This window comes from Aeromicrobium sp. EU05-FHT14F07 (assembly GCF_058790455.1).
On sequence record NZ_JBYTCR010000002.1, the window covers coordinates 115,475 to 138,946 of the forward strand.

The window sequence follows — 23,472 nt, forward strand, 5'->3', positions numbered from 1 at the left end:
TTCCACGCGGCTCGAACGGCTGGCGTGACCCCCCTACGCTGGAATTCATGCCTGACTCCCCCGACACCCGAGAACGTTCCTCGGTCCTGGGCGGCCTGTCGTGGTTCCAGGTGGTGGCCGGTGCTCTCGCCGCGATGACGTCGGCGTGGATCGCCTCCGCGCTCGGCGTGGCCGGCACCATCGTCGGGGCCGCGCTCGGCAGCCTCGTCGTCACCATCACGTCCTCGCTCTACGCCAGCACGCTCGACAAGGGCCGCACGCTCATCGTGCAGACCGACGGCGGCCAGGTCGTCGAGACCGAGGCCGAGCCCGGCCACACCGCCGAGGCCCTGGCCGCGGTCCGCCGCGCCACCCACCAGGAGGTGACCGGCGCCGAGGTCGTCGACGCGCCCCGCCGCACCATCCGGTGGAGGGCCGTGGCCGTGTCCACCGTGGTCGTCCTGCTCGTCGCGGGCGTGGCCATGGGCAGCTACGAGCTCGTCACCGGCAAGGCCTACGGCTCGAACCCCGACAACCCCCGCATCGGCCACTTCTCCGGCGGCGGGGGCGGATCCACGCCGCGCGAGAACCAGCCCACGCCCACCGACACCGCCACCCCGGACCCGACGGCGTCGGCAACGCCCGACGAGGAGCCGACCCCCGACCCCACGCCCACCCCGACCCCGACACCGAGCGCCGACCCCGCCCCGACGCCCACCCCGAGCGCCACGCCCGGCGACCAGCAGGACCCCGCACCGGCCCCGTGAGCGCGGGAATGAACCGGACGACGCCGCCGTTGACGAGCCCGACCAGCACGCCCCGGGAGGAGGAGCCCCATGACCATCTACCTGACCCCGAACATCTCCGACGACCAGATCGCGGCGATGGACGTCTTCGACGCCTTCCGCCTCGGCGAGGAGCTGCTGGAGTCGCGCTACCCCCGTGACGCCGCGCGCGTCCTGCGTCGGGTGGTCGAGGACTCCCCCGGCAACGCCTCGGCCTGGGAGCTGCTGGCCCGTGCGCACTTCGCCGCCGCCCAGCTGCGCCCCGCGGAGGAGGCGTTCCGCCGGCTCGTCGAGCTCGAGCCCACGAGCGGCTGGGCGCACACCGCGCTCGGCCTGACGCTCGACCGGCAGAGCCGGCACCGCGAGGGTGCGCTCATGCACCGCGTGGCGGCCGCGATGGGCGAGTCGGCCCGCGACGCCTCGCGCGTGCAGCTCGTCGACCGACCGGTCGTCTGAGACCGATCCGCACGATGAGCCCCTACGTCCCCGCGGCAGTCGGCGCCGCCCTGGCGCTGCTGCCGTGGGGATGGGGCGCCGGTCGGCACGTCGTCACCCTCGTGCACGAGGCGGGCCACGCCCTGGTCGCCGTGCTGACCGGCCGACGGCTGAACGGGGTGCGGCTGCACCGCGACACGTCCGGTCTGACCACCTCGGTCGGCCGGCCCACCGGCCCCGGCATGGTGGCCACGGCGGCCGCGGGCTACCTCGCACCGAGCGCCCTCGGCCTCGGACTGCTCGCCCTCGTGTCCCTCGACCGCACCGCCTGGGCGCTGTGGACGGCCCTCGCCGTCGTCGCGGGCATGCTCGTCCTCATCCGCAACGCGTTCGGCCTCGTCGTCGTGGGGCTCGCCGGAGCGGGCGTCGCGCTGCTCGTGTGGCGCACCGACCCGTCGGCGCAGGGGTTCGCGGCGGTCGCGCTCTCCGCGTTCCTGCTCGTCGGCGGACCGCGCACCACCGTCGAGCTGTGGTCGTCGCGGCGCACCTCCCGTTCGCGGACCAGCGACGCCGACGTGCTCGCCCGACTCACCCCCGTGCCCGCTGCCGTCTGGAACACGCTGTTCGTCGCCGTCACGGTGGGCGCCCTCGTCCCCGCCTGGACGCTCCTGCGCGACCTCGCCGTGCTGCGCTGAACGACCGGCGCCCCAGCCCCTCGCCGAGGATGGTTGGATGACGCCGTGACCGACGCGCCTGCTCCCCTGTTCGAGGTCGGGTCACGGCTCGAGGGGCGCGCCGGCCGTACCGGCACCCTCACCACGGCGCACGGCACGATCCGCACGCCCGCGTTCGTGCCCGTCGGCACCAAGGCGACCGTCAAGGCCGTGCTCCCCGAGGCCATGGCCGACCTCGGCGCCCAGGCGCTGCTCGCCAACGCCTACCACCTGTACCTCCAGCCCGGCGACGACGTCGTGGAGGAGGCCGGCGGTCTCGGCGCGTTCATGGGCTGGACCGGCCCGACCTTCACCGACTCCGGCGGCTTCCAGGTCATGAGCCTCGGCGCCGGGTTCCGCAAGACGCTGTCGATGGACTCCACCTCCGACGCCGCCGACGTCATCGCCACCGACAAGGAGCGCCTCGCGCACGTCGACGACGACGGCGTCACGTTCCGCAGCCACCTCGACGGGTCGACCCACCGGTTCACCCCCGAGGTGTCGATGGGCATCCAGCACCGTCTGGGCGCCGACGTCATCTTCGCGTTCGACGAGCTCACCACCCTCCTCGACAGCCGTGCCTACCAGGAGGAGTCGCTCGCCCGCACCGAGGCGTGGGCCGCCCGCTGCCTCGCCGAGCACCGCCGGCTCTGTCTTGTTCGCCGCCCGCAGCCCGGCACCCCCGCCGGCGCCCTGCGCCGCCCGCAGCCCGGCACCCCCGCCGGCGCCCTGCGCCGCCCGGAGCCCGGCACCCCCGCCGGCGCCCAGCGCCGCCCACAGCCCGGCACGCCCACGGGACCTGCCCTGTTCGGGGTGGTGCAGGGCGCGCAGCACGAGGACCTGCGTCGTCGCGCCGCCCGGCACCTGGCCGACCTCGAGGTCGACGGCACCCGGTTCGACGGGTTCGGCATCGGCGGGGCCATCGAGAAGGAGAACCTGTCGACGATCGTCGGCTGGGTCACCGACGAGCTCCCCGACGACAAGCCCCGGCACCTGCTCGGCATCGGCGAGCCCGACGACCTCTTCGCCGCGGTCGAGGCCGGCGCGGACACCTTCGACTGCGTCGGCCCCTCGCGGGTGGCCCGCTCCTCGCGCGTGTACACCGCCGACGGACGCGAGAACCTCCTGGTCGCGAGGTCGCGTCGCCGCTTCGAGCCGATCGAGGACGACTGCGACTGCTACACCTGCGCGCACTACACCCGCGCCTACCTGCACCACCTGTTCAAGGCCAAGGAGTACCTGGCCGCGACCCTGACCACCATCCACAACGAGCGCTACGTGGTGCGTCTGGTCGACCGGATGCGGGCCGCGATCGAGGACGGCACGTTCGACGAGCTGCGCGCCGACACGATGGGCCGGATCCGCGCCTCCCGCTGACACCGACCCGCAGGTCAGGGGGTCGCGGGTCAGTAGGTGGGCTCGGCGGCCTTCAGCCGGCCGATCACGAGCACCGTCACCGGCATGACGAGCAGCTCGACCGCGATCTTGAACAGCACGCCGACGACGAAGTAGTTGAGGAACCCGCCCACGCCGGTGATGCCGATCGCGGTCGCCGCGATGGCGCAGAACAGGAAGGTGTCGACGAGCTCGCCGAGGCCGGTCGACGACGCGAGCCGGGCCACCAGTGCCCGCTCCGCCGTCCGCGCCTTCATGCGGGTGAGCACCCAGGCGTTGGTCAGCTGCCCGCACACGTAGCCGACGACGCTCGCCAGCACGATCTGCCCCACCGGCCCCAGCACCGTCGAGAACGCCTCGTCGTTGCCGTAGAACGAGGCACCAGGGATGCGGGCGACCACGGTGAACGTCAGCACGGCCAGCAGGGCGCACGCGAAGCCGGTGAGCACGGCCCGACGTGCCGCGCGGAAGCCGTAGACCTCCGAGATCACGTCGCCGAGCACGTAGGCGAGGGGGAACAGCACCGCTCCCCCGTCGATGATGAGCGGCCACAGCTGCACGGGGCCGAGCGTCAGCGACCCGGAGCCGACCTCGATCGGCTTCGTGGCCACGACGTTCGAGACGACCACGATGGTGGCGAACAGCGCGAGCACGACGGCGTAGGACGACGAGCCCGAGGACGCGAAACGGACCTCGCGGCCTGGTTCCTGCGAGCGCGTGGAGGACGACGAGGTCATGAGCGTCATCCTGGCACGGGATGGGATGATCGCCCCATGAGCCTGCCCGACCGCACCGACGTCCTCGTGGTGGGCGCCGGTCCCGCCGGTGCTGCCGCAGCAGCCTGGTCGGCCCGGACGGGCGCGGACGTCCTGCTCGCCGACGCAGCGGCGTTCCCTCGCGACAAGACGTGCGGCGACGGGCTGACCCCGCGGGCCGTGGCCGAGCTCGACCGGCTCGGCCTCGGCGACTGGACCCGCTCGTTCGGGACCAACCGCGGTCTGCGTGCCGCCGGGTTCGGCCAGGAGCTCCTGCTCCCCTGGCCGGGCGGCTCGCTGCCCGACCACGGCTCGGCGGTGCCCCGCACGCAGCTCGACGCGCGCATCCGCGACGTCGCGCTCGCCGACGGCGTCCAGCCGCTCGACCGCGCGCGGGCCGTCGACGTCGAGCGTGACGGCTCCGGCCGGGTCAGCGCCGTCGTGTTCGCCGTCGGACCCGAGAAGCAGCGACACGTCGTGCGCTGCGAGCGCCTGGTCGTCGCCGACGGCGTGCGGTCGCCGCTGGGCAAAGTGCTCGGGCGGGAGTGGCACCGCGACACCGCCTACGGGGTGGCCGGCCGCTCGTACGTGAAGTCGGGCCGCGCCGACGACCCCTGGATCTCCTCGCACCTGGAGCTGAGGGACGCGGACCACTCGCTGCTGCCCGGCTACGGCTGGATCTTTCCGCTGGGCTCGGCCGGGGAGGGCGACGAGGTCAACCTCGGGGTCGGCGCGCTGGCCACGGCCAAGCGGCCGGCGGCGCTGCAGATCCGTCCGCTGATGGAGTACTACGCCGAGCTGCGGCGCGAGGAGTGGGAGCTCGGGCCCGATCTGCGCCTGCCGACGTCGGCGCTGCTGCCGATGGGTGGCGCGGTGTCCGGGGTCGCGGGACCCAACTGGATCCTCGTCGGGGACGCTGCGGGGTGCGTCAACCCGTTGAACGGCGAGGGCATCGACTACGGGCTGGAGACGGGCCGCGTCGGCGCGGAGCTCCTCGCCTCACGCACGGACGTCGCGGAGGCGTGGCCCCAGCTGCTGACGGGCCACTACGGCGAGGCGTTCTCGATCGCGCGTCGCCTGGCCGGTCTGCTCACGGTCCCGCGGCTGCTGCCGACGTTCGGACCGCTGGGCATGCGCTCGCACACCCTCATGACGGTGGCGCTGCGGGTCATGGGCAACCTCGTCACCGACGAGGACCGCGACATGACCGCGCGCCTGTGGAGGTGGGCGGGACGGCGGTCGGTCGCACTCGACGACCGACCGCCGTTCACCGCCTGACCGGTCCGCTCAGGAGGCGGCCGGCGGGTCGGACTTCTTGTTGACCTCGGGCAGCTTCTCGCCCGAGTCCTTGAACGCCAGCGCCGTGAAGACGGTCAGCGCGATCGCGGCGACCCAGACGATGTAGCCGGACCAGCCCGGGCCGACGCTGACGCTGACGCTGCTGAGTCCGGACGGGACGTCGCCGCCCTCGGTGAGCGGACGCAGCACGAGCAGGATCGTGCCGAGCGCGGCCGTCGCGAGCGCCACCAGGCGCCACGGGACGCCGTCGGGCAGGTTCTGCGCGGCGAAGGCCTTCACCGCGACCACGGCGACCGCGACGATGACGAGCAGGATGCCCACCGTCGCGAAGCTGTACCAGGCGTTGCGGCCGGCCGAGGAGTTGACGGCGAAGTCACCGCTGCTCTTGACCGAGGCGGTGACGAAGGCGTCGAAGAACGAGAACACGATCGCGACAGCGCCCGCGACCAGGGCACCCTGGTCGAACTTGGAGAGCGCCTTGAAGTCGGCTGCCATGGAGGGACCTTCCGTTGCTGAGAAGAGGATGAAGAACGGGAACAACCTAGTCCCTCGTCCCACTTGAGGGGAACAGGCTCGCGGTGTGAGACCGTGCGCACCCGCGCGGACGCGGTCCGGTCGCCGGGAGGATGCCCTGAGACCCCGGCGAACACCTGCCAAGAAGAGGCTGAGAGTGGAATCCCCCGTGTGTCCGGTGCGTTGCACTGGTACAGACACGATGGGAGGCGTATTCACATGACGTCAACGAGGCACGAGAGCGCCGAGGGCAAGGACAGCGTCGGCATGTACCTGGCCGAGATCGCCCGGACGCCGCTGCTGGACGCCGCCCGCGAGGTCGAGCTCAGCCGCAGCATCGAGGCGGGCCTCTACGCCCAGCACCTGCTCGACGAGGGTCGCGTCGGCCGCGCGAAGGGCGGCGCCCCCAAGCGGGCCACCCGCGAGGAGCTCGAGTTCATCGCGGCGGAGGGCGAGCGTGCCCAGCAGGAGTTCATCAACGCCAACCTGCGTCTGGTCGTCTCGATCGCGCGCAAGTACGGACGCTCCGCGATGCCGATGCTCGACCTGGTGCAGGAGGGCAACACCGGCCTGATCCGCGCCGTCGAGAAGTTCGACTACGCGAAGGGCTTCAAGTTCTCCACCTACGCCACCTGGTGGGTGCGCCAGGCGATCACCCGCGGCATCGCGCAGCAGGCGCGGGTCGTGCGGCTGCCGGTGCACGTGGTGGAGGAGCTGAACCAGGTCACGGCGGCACGCCGGACGCTGGAGCGCACCCTCGGCTACGACCCCGAGCCGCAGGAGATCGCCGACGAGCTCGGCATGGACGTCGACCGCGTCATCGACCTGCTGTCCTGGGGCCGCGACCACGTCAGCCTGGACACCCCGGTCGACGAGGACGGCGACACGTCGCTCGGCGACCTCATCGCCCGCGAGACCCAGCCAGGCCCCGACCTGGCGGTCCTGGACGACGAGACCAAGCACCTGATCAGCTCGCTGATCGACCACCTCGGCGACCGCGAGGCCGACATCGTGCGAGCCCGCTACGGCCTGCTCGACGGACGTCAGCAGAAGCTCGCCGACATCGGCAAGCGCCACGGCATCTCCGCCGAGCGCGTGCGCCAGCTCGAGCGCCAGGCGCTCGTCACGCTGCGCAAGATCGCCGACCCCGACCTGGCGGCCTGACACCCCCTCGGACCGCCAGCCCGAAGCCGCCCTGCCACCCCCGTCAGGGCGGCTTCGTCGTGCCCAGAGCTTCCGTCGTGCCCAGAGCCGGTGGGTCGCTCAGCGGACGGACGTCAGGCGCGTCCAGAGCGCGTCGACCGCCGCGAGCAGCTCCTCGCGGCTGCCCCGGTTGTCGAGCACCTCGTCGGCCGCGGCGAGGCGCTGCTCGCGGCTCGTCTGGGCCGCCAGCCGGGCCCGGGCGTCGGTCTCGGTCATCCCACGCTGCTCGACGAGCCGCCGCACCTGCAGCTCGGGTGGCAGGTCGACGACCACGACGACGTCGCACGCGGCGGCCATGCCCATGTCCACGAGCAGCGGGTGGTCGTGGACGACGACGGCGTCGTCGGGCGCCGCCCCGATGCGGGCTGCGGCGAGGTCGCGGATCGCCGGGTGGGTGATGGCCTCGAGGTCGCGCCGCGCGGTCTCGTCGGCGAACACGACGGCACCGAGCGCCGGGCGGTCGAGGGAGCCGTCCGCCGCGACCACGGCGTCGCCGAAGCGCTCCCGGATGGCCGCGAGGGCCGGCGTGCCCGGCTCGACCGCCTCGCGCGCGAGGAGGTCGTAGTCGACGACGACGGCGCCGAGCTCGGCGAGCCGTGCGCTGACCGTGCTCTTGCCCGAGCCGATGCCCCCGGTGAGACCGACCTGCAGGGCCATCTCAGCCCGTCGCCGCGCTGCCGTAGGTGGTCACGTGGACGTGGTCGACGTGGTTGGCGGTGTCGCCGCCGCGGTTGCTCATGGGACGCCAGCTCGCGGAGGTCGCGGGTCGCCAGATCCGCTGCTCCCAGATCAGGTACTCGATGCCGAGCTCGCTGCGGTGCTGCTGCAGGAACGCGGCGATCTCGTCGCCGAGCGGGCCCCGCACCATGATGTCGAGCGCCTGTCCGGTCGCGTGCTCACCACGGCCTGCGATGCCGCCGTACTCGGAGACCTGGGGGAACCGCTCGCACACCGCGCGGAAGACCTTGACGGTGTCGGGCTGCAGACCGGCCTCCGACATCTTGGGGCACGGCTGCGTCCCGAGCGGGAGGTCGTCGGCGACCTGCCGCGACGGCACCCAGCGGGGCAGGTCGGCGAGGACCACCTCGGTCCAGCCGCCGCGGGTCCGGCCCGTGACGTCGATCTTCTGCCCCCGCTCGAGCCGCTTCAGGACCGGCGACGCAGGGTCGGCGTCGGCGTGCACGGCCACGCCGTCGGCCAGGGCGACCTGCTGGCCCTTGACGACGACCTGCACCGTGCCCTCGACCGGAAGCTCGGGGCGCTCGGCACTGCGGTTGACCTCGGGCGCATCCTCGAACGCCTCGGCGATGACGTCGTCCTGCACGGGCGCGGCAGCGGCACGTGGCGCCGTCGTCGGCGCATCCGGGCCCTGGGCCTGCACGACGGAGACGGCGGCACCGAGCACCGCCACGACACCGACGGCGGGCAGGACGACCGTGACGGCACGCCGCTGCCAGGACGTCGCGACGTGACGGCTGCTGCGTCGGGCCCCGCCCTGCGTCCGGGGTCCGCTCGACCCGCGTCCGGCACGCCGCGGAACGGCGTGCTTGTGGCGCGAGGAAGCCACAGACGATCACCTTCAGGTGGTGGGGAACAGGACCGACCAGCCCCTGCAGCATACTGGGACGGTGGACGTGCGCGCAGGGGACGGCCCCCACGGCCTGGAGGTCCTGACCGCGGAGCGCAGCGAGCAGGACCAGCGTCGTGTGGCCGGCGCGCTGCGATCGCGGGGCCTGGACGCGGGAGACCGGCTCGTGCTGCTGTGCCCTGGCGAACCGGCCTACGCGAGCGTCGTGCTCGGCGCGGCGCGGTCGGGGGTCGTGCCCGTGCCGCTGGACCCGCGACTCACCGCGTGGGAGCGCGAGCGGGTCCTCGGCGACCTCGACGCCGCCCTCGTCGTGGACGACCCGGCCGCCCTGCGGGCACTGCTGGACGGACCACCGGTCGACCTCGCGCCCCACCCGCTGTGCCGACCGATGCACTTCACGTCCGGCACGACCGGTCGCCCCAAGGGCGTGTGGTCGGGCCTGCTCGAGCCCGACGACGCGCGCAGCCTCGTGGTCGAGGAGCGCGAGCTCTGGGGCTTCCGGGCTGACGACGTCGACCTCGTCGTCTCACCGATCTACCACTCCGCTCCCTTGCGCTTCGCCACCGGGACGCTGCTGGCAGGCGGCAGCATCGCGGTGCTGCCGCACTTCGACGCGACCGCGTTCGTCGACGCCGTCGCGCAGGTGCGCCCGACCACCATGTTCTGCGTGCCGGCGCACCTGCAGCGCCTGCAGCAGCACCTCGAGGAGACGGGCGAGGAGCCCGACCTGTCGTGCTTCCGGCTCGTGGCGCACGCCGGCGCGCCGTGCCCGGAGCCCGTCCGCCGCCGTGCGCACGCGCAGCTCGGCGAGCGGACCGTGTGGGAGTTCTACGGGTCGACGGAGGGCCAGTGGACGGCCTGCCGCGGTGACGCGTGGCACGAGCGTCCCGGCAGCGTGGGCCGGGCCAGGCCGGGCCGCGTGGTCACCGTGGACGACGAGGGGCAGCTCTGGTGCGTCGTGCCGCGCTGGGGCCGCTTCACCTACTGGCGCGACGAGGAGAAGACCGCCGAGGCGTGGCGCGACACCCCGGACGGCCCGGCGTTCACGGTCGGCGACCTCGGCCGGGTCGAGGACGGCTGGGTGTACCTCGACGCGCGGCGCAGCGACCTCGTCATCAGCGGTGGCGTCAACGTCTACCCCGCCGAGGTCGAGGCCGCCCTGGAGGACCTGCCGGGTGTGCTCGAGGTGGCCGTGTTCGGCCGGCCGGACGAGCGGTGGGGCCAGCGGGTCGTGGCGGCCTACGTCGGCGACGCGGACGAGGAGACCCTGCGGGCGCGCGCCCTCGAACGCCTCGCACCGCCGAAGCGCCCGAAGGAGTACCTGCGCCTCGACGCCCTCCCCCGCACCGCCACCGGCAAGGTGCGCCGGACCGAGCTCTGACCTCCCAGCCCTATCCGTCCCACGATTCCCATCACGTGATGGGAATCGTGCACTCACCTGCGGATGATCCCGCAGGTGGGTGGAGGAAACCGTGGTGAGTGCCACCGGGCGCGACGGGCTCTGGCGCGTCTCGAAGGACGGACGACACCAGTCCACTCACCACGGTTCTCGCCCGCTCACCTGGGGAAGCATCCGCAGGTGAGTGAGGCAGAACCATGGCGAGTTGCTGATTCCCATCAAGTGATGGGAATCAGCAACAGGCGATGGTCCGGTCAGCCGGCGTCGGCGCAGGCGAAGGTGCGGCGGAACTCCTGCGGTGTCGTGCCGAGCGCCTGGGTGAAGTGGTGGCGCAGCGTGGCGGCGTTGCCGAAGCCGACCCGGGACGCGATCTGCTCGACCGAGAGCGTGGACCCCTCGAGCAGCTGCTCGGCCAGCGCGATGCGCTGGCTGGTGAGCCACTGCAACGGGGTGGTGCCGGTCTCGTCGCGGAAGCGTCGGGCGAAGGTGCGCGGTGACATGTGCGCGACGGCGGCGAGCCGGTCGACGGGCAGCGGCTCGTCGACGTGCTCGAGCGCCCACTCGAGCACCGGCGACAACGTCTCCGCCTCGACCTGGCCGACGGGGGTGCGCACGAACTGCGCCTGCCCGCCGGTGCGGTGCGGCGGCATGACGATGCGTCGGGCCGTCGTCGCCGCCGTCCGCGCCCCGAACACCCGGCGCACGAGGTGCAGCGAGGCGTCGATGCCGGCCGCCGACCCCGCCCCGGTCAGCACGTTCCCGTCGAGCACGTAGAGCACCTCCGGGCGGACGACGGCCGCGGGGAACGCCTCCTGCAGCTCCGTGCCGTAGCGCCAGTGCGTCGTGCACTCGCGTCCGTCGAGCAGCCCCGCCTCGCCCAGCAGCCACGCGCCCGTGCAGTGCGCCGACACGTAGGCTCCCCGCTCGCCCGCCGCGCGGACGGCCTCGACGGCGGCCGGGTGGTGCTGGCGGTAGCCGCGCTTCGGCGCGACGCAGACGAGGTCGGCGTCGGCGGTGGCGTCGAGCGAGGCCTCCACGTGCAGGTCGACGCTGGAGCCACGGACCCGGCCCGGCTCGGGCGTGCAGATGGTGAAGTCGAAGACGGGGTTGTCGTCGTCGGGGTGGTAGGGCTCGTTCCAGACCTCGCAGATGGCTCCGAGGCCGAACGCCTCGACTCCGTCCTGCACGACGACCGCGACCTTCTTCATGCCCCTAGCCTGCCACAGATGTGGCGGTTTATCGACGATGACTGACATTTCTGCCACTGGTGGCAGGATCAGGCGGAGACGAGACTTTCTGCCATGTTCCTGTTGCTCATCCTCCTGGCCCTGTCCGCCCTCGTCATCGCCCTGGCGATCTGCGTGTCCCTCGACGGCTACGGCAGCCGTCCAGGGCCGCGCAGCCGTCCGCGCGACCTCTTCGAGCCCTCCCGACCCGGCGACCACGACCTGCCCGTCCGGTGACCCGGCGCCCGACACGACGAGACCCCCGACCATCGGCCGGGGGTCTCGTCGTGCGTCGTTCAGCGGGTGAGGATCACTCGCCGCCCGTCAGCTTCTCGCGCAGCGCCTGCAGGGCCTCGTCGGACGCGAGCGAACCCTCGCTCGTGTCGGCGTCGCCACCGGCGGAGTAGTTGCTGACCTCGCCGGCCTCGATGTTGGCCTTCTCGGCCTCCTCGATCTGCTTCTTGTGCGCCTCCCAGCGCTCGTGAGCCTCGGCGTACTGCTTCTCCCAGGCAGCGCGGGCCTCCTCGAAGCCCTCCTGCCACTCGCCGGTCTCCGGGTCGAAGCCGTCGGGGTAGATGTAGTTGCCCTGCTCGTCGTAGGAGGACGTCATGCCGTACAGCGTCGGGTCGAAGTCGTCGGCCGCGGCAGCCTGCGTCTCGTTGGCCTGCTTGAGCGACAGCGAGATGCGACGACGCTCGAGGTCGATGTCGATGATCTTGACCATGACCGAGTCGCCGATCTGGACGACCTGCTCGGGGATCTCGACGTGACGCTCGGCGAGCTCGGAGATGTGCACGAGGCCCTCGATGCCCTCCTCGACGCGCACGAACGCACCGAACGGGACGAGCTTGGTGGCCTTGCCGGGCACGATCTGGCCGATCTGGTGGGTCCGGGCGAAGTGCTGCCACGGATCCTCCTGCGTCGCCTTGAGCGACAGCGACACGCGCTCGCGCTCGAGGTCGACGTCGAGCACCTCGACGGTGACCTCGTCGCCGACCTGGACGACCTCGTTCGGGTGGTCGATGTGCTTCCAGGAGAGCTCGGAGACGTGGACCAGGCCGTCGACGCCGCCGAGGTCGACGAACGCACCGAAGTTGACGATCGAGGAGATGACGCCCTTGCGGACCTGCCCCTTCTTGAGCTCGTCGAGGAACTTCTGGCGCACGGCCGACTGGGTCTGCTCGAGCCAGGCACGGCGCGACAGGACCACGTTGTTGCGGTTCTTGTCGAGCTCGATGATCTTCGCCTCGAGCTTCTGGCCGATGTACGGGTCGAGGTCGCGCACGCGGCGCATCTCGACCAGCGACGCGGGCAGGAAGCCACGGAGTCCGATGTCCATGATGAGGCCGCCCTTGACGACCTCGATGACGGTGCCCTCGACGACGCCGTCCTCGGCCTTGATCTTCTCGATGTCGCCCCAGGCGCGCTCGTACTGCGCGCGCTTCTTGGACAGGATCAGACGGCCTTCCTTGTCCTCCTTCTGGAGGACGAGGGCCTCGACGCTGTCGCCGACGGCGACGACCTCGTGCGGGTCGACGTCGTGCTTGATGCTCAGCTCGCGCGAGGGGATGACGCCCTCGGTCTTGTAGCCGATGTCGAGGAGGACCTCGTCACGGTCCACCTTGACGATGGTGCCGTCGACGATGTCGCCGTCGTTGAAGTACTTGATGGTCGAGTCGATGGCCGCGAGGAAGTCTTCCTCGGTGCCGATGTCGTTGACCGCAACCTGCGGTGCCGCAGAGGGTGCGATGCTCATAGGTAGATGGACTCCGATGGATGGATGATGGAGGGATATCGGCCGGCGGACGTGCCTCGACCGCCCCAGGAGGGCGCGCGAGGAGCGCTCCTGCTCGGTCCGAGGAACGCACAGGTCACCAGCGCACCTCTCAGGGTACGCGATCCCCGTCGTTCCCGGACCACCGGGGGCGCAGGGTCGTACGGACGGACGGCGGTCAGGCGGGCAGGGCGAAGAACGCGGTCAGCGCCCTCACGTAGTGGTCGACGTCGGCGGCCGCCATCGTCTCGCGCGCGGAGTGCATGGCGAGCTGCGCGGCACCGAAGTCGACGGTCGTGATGCCGGTGCGGGCGGCGCTGATCGGCCCGATGGTCGAGCCGCACGGCAGGTCGGCCCGGTGCACGTAACGCTGCAGCGGCACGCCGGCGTGCTCGCAGGCGCGCGCGAACACCGCCGCACCGACCGCGTCGGTGGCGTAGCGCAGGTTCTGGTTGACCTTCAGGACCGGTCCGCCGCCGAGCCGCACGTGGTGCAGCGGCTCGTGGCGCTCCGCGTGGTTGGGGTGCGTCGCGTGCGCCATGTCGCCGGACGCGCAGACCGAGCCCGCGACCACGCGGTGCAGGTCGTCGCGGTCTCCGCCGGCGGCCAGGACGATGCGCTCGATGACCGTGAGCAGCAGGTCCGAGGCAGCGCCCCGCTCCGAGGAGCTGCCCACCTCCTCGTGGTCGAAGAGCACGAGGACCGACCGCCGGCCGGGCACCGGCGCGCGTCCGTCGGCACCGGAGTCGAGCAGCGCCCGCAGCCCGGCGAAGCAGGTGGCCTGGTTGTCCAGACGGGGTGCCGCGACGAGCCAGCCGTCGGCGCCGACGCGCGCGCTGGGCACGACGTCGGTCGTCATCAGCTCGAAGCCGAGCACCTCGTCGGCCGCGAAGCCCTCCCGCTCCCCCAGCCAGGCGAGGAACGGGGTGCCGCGCTGCGCCCAGATCGCGTCGAGGTGACGCTGGCGGTCGGGCGCGCCGGCCGCGTCGCGGTCGAGGTGGATCGCGAGGTTCGGCACCCGGAGCACCGGCTCGTCGACGTGGACGAGCCGCTCCTCGCCGTCGCGCAGCACCACGCGGCCGGCGACGCCGAGGTCGCGGTCGAGCCACGTCGTGAGCAGGGGTCCGCCGTAGGGCTCCAGGGCGAGCACGTCGGTGCCCTCGAAGCGCCGGTCGTGGTGCTGCTTCAGGCGCAGGGTGGGGCTGTCGGTGTGCGCGCCGACGATCCTGAAGGGGTCGGAGGGAGCGGACGACGCGGTGTCGTCCCAGGCCACGAGCGACCCGCCGCGCACGACGTAGCCGCGACCGCCCGGCGCGGGCCAGGCGTCGCGCTCGTCGAACCGCGACCATCCCGCCGACTCCAGCGCGGCAGCCGCGGTCGCGACGGCGTGGAACGGGGACGGCGAGGCGTCCACGAAGCGGCAGAGGTCGTCGGCGGCACCCATGGCCCCACCGTAGCGACCTGCGGACGCACGTCCGGCGCGCCACCCGGGGGTGACGCGCCGGACGGGTGCCTGTGGCTCAGGCGGTGTGCGTGCCGCCGTCCTGGCGACCCTCGGCCTTGCGACCGCGGGCCAGGCCCGCCACGCCGAGCACCAGGAGCACGAGCCCGACGATGCCGCCGACGATCGGGAACGTGGTGTCCACGGCCTTCAGCAGCGTCGCCTTGCCCTTGTACTCGTCGACGGTGTCCTGGATGTACGCGTCGGTGTAGCCGAGCGTCGCCTTCGTCGTGGTGAGCTTGCGCTCTCCGTCGACCTCCAGGTAGGAGTCCTGCGCCTCCCCGCCCTTGATGATGACGCCGGTGACGGGCTCGACGAGGAACGTCCGCGTGTTCGCGTAGATCCGGTCGGCCGTGACCTGCGGGGCGTCCTCGCCGACGAGCGAGCCGGGCACGTCGATCGTGCCGGTCTTCGTCGGCTCGATGACCTGCTCGAACTCGTAGACGTCGAGACCCTTGATGGTGGTCTCGCCCTTGTAGACGGCCGGGGTGGCCTTCTTCAGGGTGCCGTCCCAGAAGTCGTACGTCTTCTTCTCGGTCCCGAACGGGAACTTGAAGTACAGGCCCTTGAAGGCGCCCTCGGACTCCTCGCCACCGGTCTCGGTGGTCGAGCCGCTCCACGAGACGGTCTCGCCGGTGTGGGCGTCGAACGCCACCCGGTCCTTCGTGCTGCTGAGCGGCGTCTGGCCGCTCGCGCAGTCGAAGTCGGGCGTGTCGGTGCACGTGTAGGTGTCCCACACGGCCACGTCGCGGCCGAGCTCGTCGGAGGCCTTCTCGCTCAGCTCGACGTCGCCCTGGACGATGCGCGTGGACTTCAGGGGTCCGGTCTCGACCGCGGGTCCGCCCTCGGCGCCGACGTTGAGGTACTCAGCGTCCTCTCCCGGCGCCGTCTGCGAGATGCTCGTGGTCTCGTTGTTGTCGGGCACCACGGCCAGACGGTCGTACATGTAGAACTTGCTCAGTCCTGCCAGAAGAACCAGGAAGGCGCCCAGCACGAGCGCCACCAGTCCCAGCTTCTTACCCACAGTCGGGCTCCCTCCGCTGTTGTGATCAGGCGCACGTTACCAGTCCGTAGGGTCATCGGAGCCGCACCCGGCGTGTGTGAGGATGAGCCGTGGTCGAACCCGTGACGCGCCGGCTGCTCGGCGCCCTGCGCGACGAGGGCGTCGGCACCCGTGAGCTGGTCGCCGGCGCCGCCCTCGTGCTCTTCCTCGCCCAGCTCGCGTGGCGTGCCTGGATCGTGGTCCCCGGCTGGTTCTACTCCGACGACCTGCTGCTGCTCGAGGACGCGGCCCGACCGCTCCACACGGTCCTGCTGGAGCCGAACGACAGCCAGCTGATGCCGCTCGGCCGCGTCGTGGCCGCTCTCGTCGCCGCAGCCGGTCCATACACCTGGTGGGCCGCCGCGACCTCGGTGCTCGTGCTGTCGGCCGCCGCGACGGCCGCCTGCTGGCTCATGCTGCGCACGGTCTTCGGTCCACGACCGTTCGTCCTGGTGCCCTTCGCGCTCTTCTGCTTCCTCCCGCTCGCGGCCGACGCGAGCTCCTGGTGGGCCGTCGCGCTCAACGCGCTCCCTGCCCAGGTGGCGTTCTTCCTGGTGGTCACGGGGTTCGTGCTCTGGAGCCGTGAACGGCGTCCGCGCTGGGCCGTGCTCGTCGTGCTGGCGTACCTGCTCGGCGCGGCGAGCGGGCCACGTGCGCTGCTGATGGCCCTCCCGGTCGGCGCGTTCGTGGTGCTGTTCTGCTCCGGGACGGGACGGGGCGCGCTCGCCCGGGTCGTGCGTCGGCACGGACCCGTGGTCGCACCGCTGGCGGCGCTCGGCGTCGCCTACCTCGTGATCTACCGCGCCACCACGCCCGCGCCGGTGCAGGTCACCGGCGCCACGCCGTGGGTGGACGTCGCCGACCGGCTCCTCCTGTCCTCCGTGCTGCCCGGGCTGGTGGGCGGGCCCTGGCGCTGGGAGGTCGCTGCGGACCCGCTGTCGGTGCCCGACCCCGCGCTCGCGGTGCGCGTGCTCGCCCCCCTCGCCGTCCTGGCGGTCGTCGCCGTCGCGTGGCGGCGGCGTCCGAGCACCACGTGGCGCGCCGTGGTCGTGGTGCTCGTGCAGGTGGCCGGCACCTACGTCGCGATCGCGCTCGGCCGTGGGCTCCAGGTCGGGGCCGTCGCCGGTCAGTTCACCCGCTACCTGCCCGACCTCGCCGCGGTCCTGCCCCTGGCGCTGGCCGCGGCCGTGCTGCCGGTGCGCGTGCCCGACGCACCGCTCGTGCGCGAGCGCCCGCTGCTCCCCCGTCTGCCCTCGGTGCCGCGCGCCGCGCTGGGAGCCGCGCTCGGCGCCGTGCTCGTCGCGTCGCTGGTGAACGCGGCCGCCTACGCACGACCGTGGCACGAGGACTTCCCCGCGCGTCGCTACGTCGAGAACGCGCGCGCGTCGCTGCTCGCCGACCCGCGCCCGGTCGCCGACCTCGAGGTCCCGGAGCTGGTGCAGCTCGGCCTGCACTACCCGCGGAACCTGCCGTCGCACGTGCTCGCGCCGTACGGTGACCTCGTGGACGCACGCAGGCAGGGCAACGACCTCGCGGTGCTCGACACCGACGGCACGGCCCGCCAGCCGCTCGTACGCGGCGCCGAGAGCGCCCCCGGCCCCGTGGCCGGGTGCGGGACGAAGGTCGTGCCGGGCGAGCCGGGACGCATCACGCTCGACCGCGCGGAGATGCCCGACTTCCCGTGGACCACGATCAACTACGCCGCGTCCGTCGACGGCGAGGCCGTCCTGCGCTTCGACGGCCGCGAGCCCGTGCGGATGCAGGTGCTCAGCGGACCGCACACCTACCTCGTCAACGGCGACGGCGCCTACACGACGCTCGAGGTCGACGTCACGACGCCGGGCCTGACGGTCTGCGTCGACCGCGTCGCGGCCGGCACGCTGGAGGCCCTGCGATGACGGCGACCGCTCCCCTCTCCCCCGTCGACCCGGGGTCCGCCCGGCGCGCTGCCGCGCCGGTGTACCCGGGTCTGGACACGCTGCGCGCGGTCGCGTCGCTCGCGGTCGTGCTCACCCACTGCGCCTTCTGGGCGGGGTTCTACGACGCGGGACTGCTCGGTGCCGCGACGCAGCGGCTGGAGGTCGGGGTCGCGGTCTTCTTCGTGCTCTCGGGCTTCCTCCTCGCGCACCCCTGGCTCACCGCCGCCCGGACCCGCCGGCGTCACGACTCCGTGCCGCGGTACGCGTGGAAGCGCGCGCTGCGCGTCCTGCCCGTCTACTGGGTCACCGCCGTGCTGGCGCTGCTGGTCGTGCGGCAGAACCGCGAGCTGGGCCTGGACCGCTGGCTGCAGAACCTGGCGCTGGTCGACCTCTACCGGGAGCCTGCGCTCCCCGAGGGCCTCTCGCAGATGTGGAGCCTCGCGACGGAGGTCGCGTTCTACGCCACCCTGCCGCTGCTCCTCGTCCTGCTGCTCGGCCGACGCAGCCACGGACTGCGCGTCGCGCGGGTGCTCACGCTGCTCGCCCTCGTCGCCGCACTGTCGCTCGTCTGGACCTCCGCCGCCTCGGTCGGCGGTCCTCTCGTGCCGCTGGGCCCCTGGACCACGCAGGCCCTCCCGGCCTTCCTGGGCTGGTTCGCGGTCGGCATCGCGTTCGCCGTCGTCGACGTCGACCGGCGGCACCCGCTCGCCGGACGCCCGTCCCGCGCGGCGCGCCACCTGGAGTCCGTGGCGTCGGCACCGGGCGCCTGCTGGCTCCTGGCGGCGGCCGTGCTCGTCGTCGCCTCGACACCGCTCGGCGGAGCGGCCGGCCTGTTCGCCCGCACGTCGTCGGAGTCGCTGGTGCGCGCGGTGGCCTACGCCGTCGTCGCCGCGCTCGTGGTGCTCCCGAGCGTGTTCGGCGACCCCGACACGCGCTACGCGCGCTGGATGGCTCACCCGTGGCTGCGTCACCTCGGCCACGTGTCCTACAGCCTCTTCTGCTGCCACGTGATCGTGCTGTGGGTGCTGTTCGACCGGCTCGACCTCACGCTCTTCGACGCGTCGTTCCCGCTCGTCGTGGTGCTCGTGCTCGCCGTGTCGCTGCCCGTCTCGGAGCTGCTCTACCGGCTGGTCGAGCGTCCGTTCCTGCGGCTCAAGAACGCCGGTCGACGCACGCCGGCTGCCACCACGACCGACACGGCGGCGAGCGCCGCGAGCTGAGGCAGCACGAGGTCGCCCGACCACGTGCTGAACTGGCCCCACGGCCGCAGGACCGCGATGCCGCCGGCCACCGCGGCGAGCAGGCCGACGAGGGCGGCGGGCGGGACGCGCCGGCGGACCACCCACGTGGCCCCCACGGCCACGAGCGCGGTCAGCACGCCCACCCCGCCGGCCAGCCAGGCGGCGGCCAGCACCCAGCCGCCCAGGACGACGAGCTCGCCGGACGCTCCCTCGACGCGGCGTCTCGCCGGCGGGCCGGGGCGTGCGGGGAGGGCCGCGAGGAGCGCGACGGCCAGGAACGCGAGGACACTGACCCCGAGGCCGGTCGTGTAGAGCGACTGCGGCGCGAACCGGGTGCTGACCTCGGCCGCGGCACCCGCCGGCACGAACCAGGCCTGCCGCCAGCCGTCGACCACCGTGGGCCGCAGCGCCGTCCCGTCGGGACCGGTGGCCTCCCAGCCGGCGTTGGTGTTCGACCTCTCGGCGAGCACCACGGTGCGCGAGTCGGGGGTGGCGACCTGGCGCTGCAGCAGCAGGTCGGCCGGGCGCAACGCCGTCGTGCCCGCGGCCACCACCCGGTGCTCGCCCGACGTCAGCACGACGTCGTCGTCGGAGCAGAGCTGCACCGGGACCGCCTGCGCCGACAGCAGCGTGCGGGCGTCGACCTCCAGACGGGTGCGGCGCACCGTGCCGTCGACGACGACGGTCGGCCCGTCGGCGCAGCGCACGGTGACGTCGATCGTGTCGAGCCGCACCGGGAGCCCGGCGACGCCCGGCGTCGAGACCTCGCTGAGTCCCACCGGGAGCGCGCGCGCCGTGCCCGAGAAGTCGAGGTCGGTCCGCGGCGCCTGCGGCGACAGGTGCAGCTCGACCGACGTCGTGCGCACGCGCGGCAGCCGCAGCACCCCGTCGCGCACCTGCACCGTGCGGGTGGTGCCGTCGGCGAGCACCGTCCGCACCGACCGGACGGGCGTGGCGGCCAGGTCGACGGACGTCTGCAGGCGGACGCGGTCCAGTCGGACCGGGCGCGCCCAGCGCAGCGTCACGGTCGGGTCGGGGTCGTCGGCCGCGGCGACCCACCCGGTCGAGCGGTCGCCGTCGGCGAGCGCCAGCGCGCCGCCCCTCCCCGACGTGCCCTGCTGCGACGAGACCTCCACGGTGGCGAGCCGTCCGCGCTGGACGAGGGCGTCGAGAGCCTTCCCGCCGCGACCCGTCACCGTCATCGACGGCCGGTAGCGCGCCGCGGTGCGCATCGGGACGAGCCGGTCGAGCGCCCCGGCGTCCTCCACCTCGCGGACGTGACGGTCGGAGCAGTTCTGCACGCCCTCGACGACGGAGCAGCCGTCGGCCGCCCCCACGTCGGCCTGCAGGAGGATCGTGGCCGGCGCGGCCCACCCACGCGGCAGGAGCGGAAGCCGCAACGGCCGCGCGAGACCCACCGCGTCGGAGATCGCGACGTCCTGCAGCGCGAGGGGACGTTCGGCGCTCGAGGCGCCGGAGATCCGCAGGTGCGAGACCCGGCCGACCTCGACGAGGACGGCCCGCCCGTCGCGCAGCACCACGTCACGCGGTCCGTCCTGCGTGGTGACCCGGACCCGGCGCTCCTCGCCGTCACGGCCGGCGGCGGTGATCGACACGATGCCGAGGTCGACCTCGCGGCCGAGGTCGAGGTCGAGCCAGGCCTCCCGGTCGAACCGTCCGGGGTCGGCGCTCCACGCGGTCGTCGGGTCGCGGTCGAACGCGGCCCAGGGGCTCGCGGACGGATCGGTCCACGGTGCGGCGCCGGCGTCCGAGCGCGACGACGACGCCGTGAGCGCCTTGGCGCCGCGCAGGACGGGCACCGTCGACCAGGGCTCGACGGCGTCCTGGGAGTAGCGGTGGACGGGCCGGTCGGCGCGCCACGGCTCCTGACGGGTCAGCGACGCCGAGCGGTTGTCGCGGACGGCCGCGAAGTCGGCCTCCCGGCGCCGGTTGCCGTCGGTGAGCACGACCGGGGCGTCGTCGAGCTCGTCGCCCGTCACGTCCTGCGCCATGACCGTCATCGGCGGCGCGGCCCCGCGCTGCTCCAGGCGCAGCAGCGACCGGGCGTCGCCGACCAGGACGCCGGTGCGCGACGTCGACGTCGCGGTGCGCGGGGGGTCGACGCCGTCGAGGACGAAGACCTCGACCGCCTGCCGCGGCGCCTGGAGGCCGGCGTCGACGAACGGTCCCGCCCCGCCGGCGGCGCCCTCCAGCCTCGGGCCGCCGCCGACGACCGGGCCGAAGCCGGCCGCGCGCCGCACGCCCGGCGTGCTGAGCAACGTCGACCGCACGGTCTCGGGCGACAGCACGTCGCCGGAGCGGGAGACGTCGAAGCGGACCACGAACGTGCGCACGCCGGCGCGTCGCAGGGTCGCCGCGAGGCCGGCGTCGCCACGACCGGACTCGAGGGCGGCCGAGACCGCGTCCATCCACTCGATCGTGCCGCCCGGGGTGAGCGGGATGACGTTGCGGACCGCCCACGGCGAGCGGGCGAGCGGCTGCAGCGGCTCGTCGTTCGTGCGACCCCACGCGTACTCGCCGAACGTCGTCGCCGGCAGCAGCAGCGCCCGACCCGGGGCGTGGTCGGCGAGCCAGTCGGCCGTCTGCGTCCAGTACTGCGGCACGTCGACGTAGCTGCCCCGCGGCGCGACGTGACCCGTCCACGCCGGTGCCGTCGCACCCGCGAGGGCCGCGCAGGCCAGCACGGCCACGCCCACGGCGTTCGTCCGTCGCACGGCCCCCGACCCACGGGCCAGGAGCACCCCGAGCAGGTGCGCCAGCCCCAGCACGAGCGGGAGGCGCACGAGCACGTCGAACTTGTGCGTGTTGCGCACCGGCGACAGCACGCCGTCGAGCAGCGCCTGCACGTCGGTCGCACCGACGCCCCGCGTGGCCCCGACGTGCCCGGCCGTGACCGCGACGAGGCCCAGCACCAGCCCGGTGACGAGGTAGCGGCGGTGCGGCAGGTCGCGGCGCACGAGCCCCACGAGGCCCAGCGCCAGCACGAGCATGCCGTTGAGGATGAGCAGCCGGTCGGTCACGAGGAGCCGGCCGGCGTCGGACCAGAGGTCGACGTAGGGCACCCAGTTGGTCGTGCCGCGCAGCGCGTCGAGCACCGTCGCCGCGAACGTCGTGGTCGGGGCGGACTCGATGTAGTCGAGGAAGGGCGGGCTGTAGCGGCCCAGCAGGAGGAGCGGCAGGATCCACCAGCAGGTGACGGCCAGCACGAGCGGCGGCCACCACAGCAGCATGGCGCGGCGGCGCGGGCCGCTCGCACCGACGAGCAGGTACCAGCCGGCGAGCGGCACGACCGCGAACGTGGCGACCGCGTTGACGCCGCCGACCGCTCCCACGGCGAGCGCGCTGAGCGCCGCGTACCGGCGGGGGTCACCGCGGCGCGCGCCGAGGACGAGCGGGAGGATCACCCACGGGGCCACGGCCGACGGCCACACCTCGATGGACGACGGCCCGAGCACCGACAGCATGCGCGGCGACAGGGCGAACGCGAGCGCCGCGACGATGCGCGAGGCGTCCGAGCCGATCCCGAGCGCCTCGGCCAGCTTCACGACCCCGACGAACGCGACGACCAGCACCACGGCCCACCAGGCGCGCTGCACGACCCACGGCGGCAGCTGCGCCAGGTCACCCAGGCCGAAGAACGGGCCCATCGGGAACAGGTACCCGTAGGCCTGGTTCTGCACCTGGCCGAACGCGCCCGACGGGTCCCAGAGCGTCAGGGCGCGGCCGAGGAAGCCCCACGGGTCGACCGTGAGGTCGAGCTTGGTGTCGGTGACGACCCGACCCGGCGCCTGCGCGAACGCGAGCGCCACGAGCACCGCGGACCACGCGACCAGGCGCGTGCGTCGGCGACCGTCCCCCCTCAGCGCCTGCGCAGCACGATCGCGAGGTTCCACGTCACCACCTCACGCACGACGGGGACGCGCAGGACCCACCACGCCCAGCGCGGGAGATAGCGCGGCACGAGCGCGAGCACCTCCACGTCGGGACGCGACCGCGCCCAGCGCAGACCGGCCGTCGCGGTCACCGCGAACAACGAGGTGCCGAACACGTTCTTCGGCGGGTGCCCCTCCCGCCGGGCGTAGCGCCGGGCGGCGCGGTGGCCGCCGAGGTAGTGCCAGGGCGCGGTCTCGTGCCCGCCCCACGGCCCCCACCACAGCGTGTAGGAGCAGAAGACCAGCCCGCCGGGACGGGTGACGCGGACCATCTCGTCGGCCATGAGCCACGGGTCGGGGACGTGCTCGAGGACGTTCGAGGAGTACGTGACGTCGAAGCTCCCGTCGGCGAACGGCAGCTGCATCCCGCTGCCGAGCACGGTGCCCGGCTCCGGCGAGCCGAGACCGGAGAGCTCACCGAGGTCGGCGTCGAGCGGCGTGTACCGGGCGCCCGCCCCGCGGAACGCACGGGCGAAGTAGCCCGGTCCGCCGCCCACGTCGAGCACCCAGGCGCCGTCGAGGTCGGCGAAGTGCTGCACGTGCGCGACCGAGTCGGCCGCCAGGGCACCGTAGAAGCGGTCCGGGTCGGTCTGCTCCACCTGGAACGCCCGGAAGAGCCGCCAGGAGCGGCGCAGCGTGGGACGGAACGGCGCAGGCACCAGCGCACGATACCCTCCACGGAGGTCCATTCCTGACGTAGACTGCGATCACCGTGTTGAGGGACACGGCCGGCGCCCCGGCGTCGAGGGAGC

Annotated in this window: 20 protein-coding genes; 10 read left to right on the top strand and 10 right to left on the bottom strand. The window is 73.4% G+C overall.

The window, feature by feature from the left end; translation table 11 throughout:
• Window positions 1-47 precede the first annotated feature (47 nt).
• The 4 genes from AC3WRM_RS02905 (at window position 48) to AC3WRM_RS02920 (ending at window position 3,289) form a co-directional block, all read left to right on the top strand.
• A complete protein-coding gene (locus AC3WRM_RS02905) occupies window positions 48-746 on the top strand; it encodes a hypothetical protein (RefSeq protein ID WP_492247218.1) in 699 nt (232 codons plus the stop codon).
• 69 nt (window positions 747-815) lie between these two features.
• Window positions 816-1,220 carry a tetratricopeptide repeat protein gene (locus AC3WRM_RS02910; RefSeq protein WP_492247217.1) on the top strand — a complete coding sequence of 135 codons (405 nt, stop codon included), beginning with the start codon at window positions 816-818 and terminating at the stop codon, window positions 1,218-1,220.
• 14 nt (window positions 1,221-1,234) lie between these two features.
• Window positions 1,235-1,894, top strand: coding sequence for a M50 family metallopeptidase (locus AC3WRM_RS02915; protein WP_492247216.1), 660 nt, complete (start codon window positions 1,235-1,237; stop codon window positions 1,892-1,894).
• 66 nt (window positions 1,895-1,960) lie between these two features.
• Window positions 1,961-3,289: a tRNA-guanine transglycosylase gene (locus tag AC3WRM_RS02920; protein WP_492247322.1), complete on the top strand. Its 1,329-nt coding sequence runs from the start codon at window positions 1,961-1,963 to the stop codon at window positions 3,287-3,289.
• A gap of 29 nt (window positions 3,290-3,318) precedes the next feature.
• On the opposite strand, the gene AC3WRM_RS02925 is transcribed toward AC3WRM_RS02920, so the two are convergent.
• Window positions 3,319-4,044, bottom strand: a complete 726-nt coding sequence (locus AC3WRM_RS02925) for a queuosine precursor transporter (protein ID WP_492247215.1) — start codon at window positions 4,042-4,044, stop codon at window positions 3,319-3,321.
• Between the two features lie 36 nt (window positions 4,045-4,080).
• On the opposite strand from AC3WRM_RS02925, the gene AC3WRM_RS02930 reads away from it, so the two are divergent.
• Complete coding sequence (locus tag AC3WRM_RS02930) at window positions 4,081-5,340, top strand: geranylgeranyl reductase family protein (protein WP_492247214.1); 1,260 nt, start codon at window positions 4,081-4,083, stop codon at window positions 5,338-5,340.
• Between the two features lie 9 nt (window positions 5,341-5,349).
• Here the strand turns inward: AC3WRM_RS02930 and AC3WRM_RS02935 are convergent, their stop codons facing one another.
• Window positions 5,350-5,856, bottom strand: a complete 507-nt coding sequence (locus AC3WRM_RS02935; RefSeq protein ID WP_492247213.1) for a hypothetical protein — start codon at window positions 5,854-5,856, stop codon at window positions 5,350-5,352.
• A gap of 237 nt (window positions 5,857-6,093) precedes the next feature.
• Here AC3WRM_RS02935 and AC3WRM_RS02940 point away from each other — a divergent pair, with 237 nt between their 5' ends.
• Window positions 6,094-7,038, top strand: a complete 945-nt coding sequence (locus AC3WRM_RS02940; protein WP_492247212.1) for a sigma-70 family RNA polymerase sigma factor — start codon at window positions 6,094-6,096, stop codon at window positions 7,036-7,038.
• A gap of 99 nt (window positions 7,039-7,137) precedes the next feature.
• Here AC3WRM_RS02940 and coaE read toward each other — a convergent pair whose 3' ends face one another.
• Both coaE and AC3WRM_RS02950 read right to left on the bottom strand, forming a co-directional pair.
• Complete coding sequence (coaE, locus tag AC3WRM_RS02945; RefSeq protein WP_492247211.1) at window positions 7,138-7,734, bottom strand: dephospho-CoA kinase; 597 nt, start codon at window positions 7,732-7,734, stop codon at window positions 7,138-7,140.
• A 1-nt stretch (window position 7,735) separates the two neighbouring features.
• The gene (locus AC3WRM_RS02950; RefSeq protein WP_492247210.1) at window positions 7,736-8,644 is read right to left on the bottom strand and encodes a VldE C-terminal domain-containing protein; all 909 of its coding nucleotides are present in this window, start codon (window positions 8,642-8,644) and stop codon (window positions 7,736-7,738) included.
• A 61-nt stretch (window positions 8,645-8,705) separates the two neighbouring features.
• Between AC3WRM_RS02950 and AC3WRM_RS02955 the strand changes: the two genes are divergently transcribed.
• Window positions 8,706-10,046, top strand: a complete 1,341-nt coding sequence (locus AC3WRM_RS02955) for a class I adenylate-forming enzyme family protein (protein WP_492247209.1) — start codon at window positions 8,706-8,708, stop codon at window positions 10,044-10,046.
• A gap of 272 nt (window positions 10,047-10,318) precedes the next feature.
• Here the strand turns inward: AC3WRM_RS02955 and AC3WRM_RS02960 are convergent, their stop codons facing one another.
• A complete protein-coding gene (locus tag AC3WRM_RS02960) occupies window positions 10,319-11,272 on the bottom strand; it encodes a GlxA family transcriptional regulator (RefSeq protein WP_492247208.1) in 954 nt (317 codons plus the stop codon).
• 93 nt (window positions 11,273-11,365) lie between these two features.
• On the opposite strand from AC3WRM_RS02960, the gene AC3WRM_RS02965 reads away from it, so the two are divergent.
• The gene (locus AC3WRM_RS02965) at window positions 11,366-11,527 is read left to right on the top strand and encodes a hypothetical protein (RefSeq protein WP_492247207.1); all 162 of its coding nucleotides are present in this window, start codon (window positions 11,366-11,368) and stop codon (window positions 11,525-11,527) included.
• Between the two features lie 73 nt (window positions 11,528-11,600).
• Here AC3WRM_RS02965 and rpsA read toward each other — a convergent pair whose 3' ends face one another.
• The 3 genes from rpsA to pgfA all read right to left on the bottom strand — a co-directional run bounded on the left by rpsA (window position 11,601) and on the right by pgfA (window position 15,589).
• On the bottom strand, window positions 11,601-13,046 hold the full coding sequence (rpsA, locus tag AC3WRM_RS02970) for a 30S ribosomal protein S1 (protein ID WP_492247206.1): 1,446 nt from the start codon (window positions 13,044-13,046) through the stop codon (window positions 11,601-11,603).
• Window positions 13,047-13,242: 196 nt separating this feature from the next.
• The gene (locus AC3WRM_RS02975) at window positions 13,243-14,508 is read right to left on the bottom strand and encodes a M18 family aminopeptidase (RefSeq protein WP_492247205.1); all 1,266 of its coding nucleotides are present in this window, start codon (window positions 14,506-14,508) and stop codon (window positions 13,243-13,245) included.
• A 76-nt stretch (window positions 14,509-14,584) separates the two neighbouring features.
• Window positions 14,585-15,589, bottom strand: a complete 1,005-nt coding sequence (gene pgfA / locus AC3WRM_RS02980) for a cell envelope lipid trafficking protein PgfA (RefSeq protein WP_492247204.1) — start codon at window positions 15,587-15,589, stop codon at window positions 14,585-14,587.
• A gap of 89 nt (window positions 15,590-15,678) precedes the next feature.
• Here pgfA and AC3WRM_RS02985 point away from each other — a divergent pair, with 89 nt between their 5' ends.
• Both AC3WRM_RS02985 and AC3WRM_RS02990 read left to right on the top strand, forming a co-directional pair.
• Complete coding sequence (locus AC3WRM_RS02985; protein WP_492247203.1) at window positions 15,679-17,505, top strand: hypothetical protein; 1,827 nt, start codon at window positions 15,679-15,681, stop codon at window positions 17,503-17,505.
• Window positions 17,502-18,746: an acyltransferase family protein gene (locus AC3WRM_RS02990; RefSeq protein WP_492247202.1), complete on the top strand. Its 1,245-nt coding sequence runs from the start codon at window positions 17,502-17,504 to the stop codon at window positions 18,744-18,746. Before AC3WRM_RS02985 ends, AC3WRM_RS02990 begins: the two co-directional genes overlap by 4 nt.
• Here the strand turns inward: AC3WRM_RS02990 and AC3WRM_RS02995 are convergent.
• Window positions 18,647-22,681 carry an alpha-(1->3)-arabinofuranosyltransferase domain-containing protein gene (locus AC3WRM_RS02995; protein WP_492247201.1) on the bottom strand — a complete coding sequence of 1,345 codons (4,035 nt, stop codon included), beginning with the start codon at window positions 22,679-22,681 and terminating at the stop codon, window positions 18,647-18,649. The two genes, AC3WRM_RS02990 and AC3WRM_RS02995, sit on opposite strands and share 100 nt — an antisense overlap.
• The gene (locus AC3WRM_RS03000) at window positions 22,648-23,379 is read right to left on the bottom strand and encodes a class I SAM-dependent methyltransferase (protein WP_492247200.1); all 732 of its coding nucleotides are present in this window, start codon (window positions 23,377-23,379) and stop codon (window positions 22,648-22,650) included. The genes AC3WRM_RS02995 and AC3WRM_RS03000 overlap by 34 nt, the downstream gene beginning before the upstream one ends.
• Window positions 23,380-23,472 lie beyond the last annotated feature (93 nt).